At 59.3% G+C, this 6,028-nt stretch carries 7 protein-coding genes; 3 read left to right on the plus strand and 4 right to left on the minus strand.

What is annotated here, in order from left to right; translation table 11 throughout:
* From OB03_RS11175 to OB03_RS11185, 3 genes are all read right to left on the minus strand, one after another.
* Positions 1-1,032, minus strand: a 1,032-nt coding sequence (locus OB03_RS11175) for an acyl-CoA dehydrogenase family protein (RefSeq protein ID WP_461344173.1), incomplete at its 3' end; no start/stop codon positions are given.
* Between the two features lie 91 nt (positions 1,033-1,123).
* Positions 1,124-1,594, minus strand: coding sequence for a MarR family winged helix-turn-helix transcriptional regulator (locus tag OB03_RS11180; RefSeq protein WP_461344174.1), 471 nt, complete (start codon positions 1,592-1,594; stop codon positions 1,124-1,126).
* A 99-nt stretch (positions 1,595-1,693) separates the two neighbouring features.
* The gene (locus OB03_RS11185; RefSeq protein WP_461344175.1) at positions 1,694-2,986 is read right to left on the minus strand and encodes a cytochrome b/b6 domain-containing protein; all 1,293 of its coding nucleotides are present in this window, start codon (positions 2,984-2,986) and stop codon (positions 1,694-1,696) included.
* Positions 2,987-3,194: 208 nt separating this feature from the next.
* Between OB03_RS11185 and OB03_RS11190 the strand changes: the two genes are divergently transcribed.
* Together OB03_RS11190 and OB03_RS11195 are read left to right on the plus strand one after the other, a co-directional pair.
* Positions 3,195-3,677: a DUF6644 family protein gene (locus tag OB03_RS11190; RefSeq protein WP_461344176.1), complete on the plus strand. Its 483-nt coding sequence runs from the start codon at positions 3,195-3,197 to the stop codon at positions 3,675-3,677.
* A 5-nt stretch (positions 3,678-3,682) separates the two neighbouring features.
* Positions 3,683-4,174 carry a DUF6644 family protein gene (locus OB03_RS11195; RefSeq protein ID WP_461344177.1) on the plus strand — a complete coding sequence of 164 codons (492 nt, stop codon included), beginning with the start codon at positions 3,683-3,685 and terminating at the stop codon, positions 4,172-4,174.
* Positions 4,175-4,346: 172 nt separating this feature from the next.
* Here OB03_RS11195 and OB03_RS11200 read toward each other — a convergent pair whose 3' ends face one another.
* Positions 4,347-4,970, minus strand: a complete 624-nt coding sequence (locus OB03_RS11200; protein ID WP_461344178.1) for a YceI family protein — start codon at positions 4,968-4,970, stop codon at positions 4,347-4,349.
* Between the two features lie 172 nt (positions 4,971-5,142).
* Between OB03_RS11200 and OB03_RS11205 the strand changes: the two genes are divergently transcribed.
* On the plus strand, positions 5,143-6,028 hold an 886-nt coding region (locus OB03_RS11205), incomplete at its 3' end, for a hypothetical protein (RefSeq protein WP_461344179.1).

The raw sequence follows: 6,028 nt of genomic DNA on the forward strand, positions 1-6,028 counted from the left end.
CGTCTTGAGCATTCGCTGGACGTCGGGGTGGTGGCGGATCGGCAAGGTACGCTCGCCGGTCGGGACGCGGCCTTGAATGCGGGCATCGGCAAAGGCTTCGGCGCGCTGGGTCGCACGCTCGGCGATAGCCACGCCCTGCATGCCCGTGCCCAGTCGCGCGCGGTTCATCATGATGAACATAGCGGCCAGACCCTGATTGGGTTTTCCGACCAGCCAGCCCTTGGCACCGTCCTGATCGCCAAAAGTCAAAGAACAGGTGGGCGAGGCGTGGAGCCCCATCTTGTGTTCGATGCCTGTGCAGATGACGTCGTTGCGATCGCCCAGACTGCCGTCTTCGGCGGGCAGGTATTTGGGCACAAGGAAGAGGGAGATGCCCGCAGTGCCCTCTGGTGCGCCCTCGATGCGGGCCAGCACCAGATGGACAATGTTTTCCGTCAGGTCGTGCTCGGCAAAGGTGATGAAGATCTTGTTGCCGAACAGGCGGTAGCTGCCATCGGCCTGTTCGATCGCCTTCGTGCGCAGGGCACCAAGGTCGGAGCCGGCCTGTGGTTCGGTAAGGGCCATGGTGGCGTACCAGTCGCCGGCCACGATTTTCGGCAGATACTGCTGCTTCAGATGGTCGGCCGCGTGATCGTCCAGCAGCTCGACAGCGCCATGGATCAGCAGCACGCCGACGCCATAGGCCATACAGGCCGAGGTCCACATTTCCATCGTGGCCACGCCTGTGGCCGTCGATAGCCCCATGCCGCCCCAGTGAGCGGGCAGAGTCACGCCATTCCAGCCGGACGCCGTCCAGTCGGTAAAGACATCGGTAAAACCGGGTGGGGTCTGGACCTTACCGGAAGAGTATTTGGCCCCGACGCGGTCGCCGATCTGGTCCACCGGCGCGATGCGCTCTTCGGCAAATCTGGCAGCCTCGCGAAGGATGTCTTCAAGCTCGTCACTGGTCAGGACTTCGGCTTGGGTGGACTTCGGCGCGCCGAGGGTAGTGGCGGCGAATTTGAGGCGGCGGACAGGTGCAACGTAGGACATCTATGGCTTCCCGAAATCAGAAAGCCATAGATGACATTGTATAATAGTTATGTGAAGTAATTTATTCCGGTCGTAGCGATTTGAGGTCGCGTTAGAGCCCTGACAGCTTACTCAGGATTTCGACCACCTTTTCATAGTCTTGCTGGCCCAGCACGTTACGCAAGCTATCCGTGTGCTGTTCGTGGGCCTTGCGGACCTGGGTCATGAACTTCTTGCCGGCAGCCGTCAGGCGCAGCGAGTTGGCGCGGCGGTCCAGAGGATCGGCCGAACGGCTCACCAGTCCGCGATTGACGAGGTCATCGATACGCACAACCAGATTGGGTTGGCGAACGCCCAGAACCGCCGCCAGATCGGCTTGGCGGCGGCCCGGGTTGTTCTCGATCAGCACCAGTGCCGAGTACTGCACGGGGCTGAGGTCCAGATGTTCGAAGCGCGCAGCGAACTCGCGAGCGACGTACTGTTGGGCGGTCCGCAAATGAAAGCCGAGGGCCTGATCCAGGCCACCCAGTTCGAGGTCGTGGTCGTGGCCGTTGTTATTTGCGGTTGCAAGCCCGTCGGTCATTCTGAGTTCCTGCTACCTAGCAGCGTTACGCTAGGGAAAGTTGTGATCTTTCAGAACAATTACAACGAACATTATAATTATGCGAGAGGGAGTTGAGGGTCACTTCTCCCGTGTGGCTGTGAAGCTGAAGTTCACGCGTACCGCAGCCGGTATGGATTCGGTGTCGCCATACATGCCCTGACCCACGCCAAACACCGTACGGTCAAGGTTTGCGCTGCCTGTGGCGCGAGCCGTGTCGCCGTCAATCTTGAGGCGGAAGGGCAGCGATACAGGGGCTGATACCCCGCGCAGAGACAGGCTGCCGTCCGCGACATATCGCTCCTCGCCGGTTTTGCGGATGCGGTTGGCGGTGAAGACGGCGGACGGATGGGACGAGGCGTCAAAGAAATCGGTCCCCGGCAGGCTCGAATCGCGCTGAGCGTCGCCCGTCGATGCGGAGCGGGTGTTGATGGTCACCTTGATGCGGGAGTTGGCCAGATCGTCTGGTGAGAACAGGATGTCGGCATCCCACTCACCGAAGCGGCCGTTAATGGCTTCGCCAGACCAACTGGTGGTGAAGCCGAGGTTGGCAGAAGACGAGGCCACCGCCCACTTGGAAAGAGGCTGCTTAGCCACTTCCTCGACGGCTTCGGTTTCCTCTTCGGTCTGTTCGGCAGCGTCTTCGCTCATGCCATCGGCCTGGGGAGTGACATCCTCAGTTGCGACGACGGCCTCCAGATCCTCGACCTGTTCAGCGGGCGCGGCCTTGTTAGCCGCGGGGCGGGCGTAAAGGGTGGCCGAAGCGCCGACGAGGCACAGCGCAACCAACGCCGCCCAAAGGCGAGGTTCGCCTAAACCGGCTCGGCCAGAACCCGTCATTCGGGACATCAGGGCCTGCTTGTCCAGCCACTGGTGTTTGATCACGGCACCGATATGTAGGGCAACCAGACCGTAGGTTAGCCATGCGAGTGCGGTGTGGCCCGTCGCAGCGGACTGTTCCCAGACGGCTTTGGCCTCTGGCTCCAATGACGAGATGAACGGGACGTGCGGCCACGGAATAGTGGAATACAGCAGCGTCGGAATGTTGATGCGCGCAGCCGACACCAGAATCCAGCCCGTGATCGGCAGCCCGATCATGATTAAATAAAAGGCGATGTGCACCGCATTCGACGCCAGCTTTTCAGCCTTGGGCATATCTGCCGGATGTGGCGGTGCGCGGTGCACCAGCCGCCACGCCAGTCGCGCCAGACTGAGCAGAAGAATGGTGATGCCGATCGATTTGTGCAGTTGGAACACGGCATACGTCGATGCGCCGCTATTGCCGCCCATGCGCCATCCCAGCACGATCTGAAAAATGATGGCGGCTGCGATAATCCAGTGGAGGACGATGGCGACGCGGGAATAGCGGGTCATTTTCCGATCCTTGAGGCGGTGCTGAACGTCAAAACGTTATGATTAAACATTCATACAAATTATAATCAAAACGCATTTTTCGAAGCGATGCATCATAAAAATGCGTAGCGAGTATATAAATGATGGTAGATAAATAAATTGCTTGCCAACCCTCGTTCGTCCTCGCATCGTCGGAGCCATAAGAATAGCTCTTGAGAGGGGAGGGCAGATGTTAGGAAGTTTGGCAGACTGGATTTCGACGACAGCCGTCGGACAGACAGTAGCGAATGTCCTTTGGCTGATACCGGCGCTTCAAAGCGTGCATATTCTGGCCATGGGGACTCTGTTGATGTCGGCAACCCTGATCAGCCTGAGGCTGATGGAGGTAGTCGGCAAAGACCGTTCGGTCGAGTGGTACGCGGAGCGGTTTCTGTCCTGGATCTGGTGGCCGCTGGCTGTGCTGGTCGTCACGGGACTTCTGCTCATCAGCGGTGAACCGGCGCGTGCGCTTCTGAACCTCGTATTCCAGCTTAAAATGGGCCTTCTGCTGCTGGTTGTCATTCTGACGGTCACGGTTGCCCGTGTGGTCAAGACGAATGCTGGCCAATGGACCTTGGCGACTTCGTCGCAAGCCAAGCTGTTCGGCCTGCTAACCCTCATCCTTTGGGTCGCGATTGTCGTCGCCGGCCGACTCATCGCTTACGTGGAGTGACCGATATGGGATTACTTCAACCGCTTGTTGATGGCATCGGCAACTCCTCGCTCTCCCAGGCCATTGCCGAGTCCGCCTATCTGTTTCCGGCCTTTGAATCGGCGCACGTCGTAGCGCTGGGCATTGTGTTCGGTTCGATCGCTGCCGTAGATCTGCGTCTGCTCAATCTGCGATTTACAGACCAGAATGTGATGTCGCTGACGTCGCGCCTGCTGCCATTCACCTGGATTGCCTTTATCTTTGCAGCCTTGACCGGCGTTCTGATGTTTGTCGCTGATCCAGGGCGTTACCTAGAAAACCTGCCATTCCAGTTGAAGTTTTTGCTTCTCGCTCTGGCGGGCGTGAACATGGCCATCAACCACTTTATGGTCAGCAAGAATATGGAGCAGTGGGGACAGCCAGGGCGCTCCACCACGGCGGCCAAGCTGTCCGGCGCGGCATCGCTGATCCTGTGGACGCTGATCATCTTTGCAGGCCGCTGGATCGGCTTCAGCTGATCCCAACCGATATTCCGCAAACTGGGGCATCCGAAAGGGTGCCCCTTTTTTATGCGGCGAACAGGAAGTGGGGCGGGCAAAAAAATAGCCACCGGAGCCTGTGGCAATCCGGTGGCTAATAGGCGGTATGGCCAGCAGCCGGGTGGGAGGTGCTGCTGGTAGGGATCAGGTCTTACTGCCTGACAAATTCACCTTCGATGTGCAGTTTGACGTCATCGCCGATGGCAGGCAGGCCGTAGGTGATGCCGAAGTCGGAACGCTTGATCATAGCGCGACCGTCAAAGCCCGCCTTGTAGGTGCCGCCCATGGACGGGCCGGCCTGGTTGAACTTGACTTCCATCGTTACCGGCTTGGTCACGCCGCGTAGGGTGAGATCGCCCTCGACCGTCGCCTTGGTCGGGTCGGAAGCGTCCACGCGCAGCGACCGCGAAGTGAAGGTTGCCGTTGGATGGTTCTCGACGTCGAAGAAGTCGGCATTCTTGAGGTGACGGGTCAGACCAGCCGAAGTGGTCGCAACGTCGCCCATCGGGATGGTGGCTGTCAGGGTGCTGGCCGACGGATTGGCGCTGTCCAGCTTCAGCTCGGCGGTCGCGTTGGCGAACTGGCCATAATACTGCGAGAAGCCGAGGTGGTTGACCGACCAGGTGATGTTGCCGTGGGACGAGTCCAGCTTGTAGGTCCCGGCTTGTACCTCGGACGGGACCTTGGTCATTGCGGCCTGAGCGATAACGCTGCCTGCACCCAGGAGGGTGAGCGAGGCCGCGGCTGCCATGACGTGGCGTTTGGTAAGCTTCATGGGGTCTCCCTGTGGAATTGTTTACTTATTATCATCGTAATGATTGATAACTATTTCGGTCGACGTCAAGTGGCGCATTTTGCCGCGGATAGTGGTTGTGTTTTTTGGTAAACCGCTGTCCTTTGATGAAAGGGTGCGTCGCGTAGCGTTGAGTGATGGAGGGGGCAGTTTGGTGGTCGGATCTGACAAGGCTTCTTTGGAAGCTGAAATCGCCCATATTCAGAGTACGGGCACGCTTGGCCGGTCCGGAACTGTCCTCAGACTGTTCAACTTCATTGTCGAGCGCACATTGTCGGGCACTCGCCCCAACGAAGCCGAGATTGCCGTCGAGGTCTTCGGACGGTCGGGTTCTTTTGAGGCAGGACAGGACGCTGTGGTCCGCGTCTATGTCCACCGTTTGCGCAAACGGCTCGATGATTATTACGTCCGCCATCCCGAGCGTGAGCATCGCCTGATCATTCCGCGTGGCGAGTACAGGTTGGTGCTGGAGACAGTGTCTGTGGGTGCAACGCCCGTCGCCGTCCGGGGACGTGGACGTGTGTCTAAGCGGGCATTGATAGCTTCAGGGGCGGCGGCACTGCTGCTGGCGGGCGTCGCCGCTGGATATGGCGCTGCCAACCTCGGCGGTGCGACGCCCAAGGGCATGATGCAGGCCGAAGTGTGGGCCGCGCATAAGAAATCCAAACGACCGCTGCTGATCGTGGTCGGGGACTATTACATCTACGGCCAGACGGACAGGGTCGGTAACGTCGAGCGATTGGTGCGCGAGTTCTCGGTCAACTCTCGCGAAGACCTGCATGAGTTGATGATGATCGGGGAGGGCGAGAGCGACGATGCGGTCGACCTCGGCCTGGGTTATCTACCCGTCGCGACAGCCGAAGCGCTGAGAGCCGTCGCCCCTTTGCTGGCAGCGCGTGAAGACACCCGCGTAATACCCGCCTCTGCATTCGAGCCGCACATGCTTCAAAACAGTGATGTGCTCTATGTTGGATACATCAGCGGCCTGCACGACCTTGAAGACATTGTCTTCCGTGGCGGGCGGTTCAAACCGGGGCAAG

This window comes from Brevundimonas sp. GN22 (assembly GCF_054824005.1).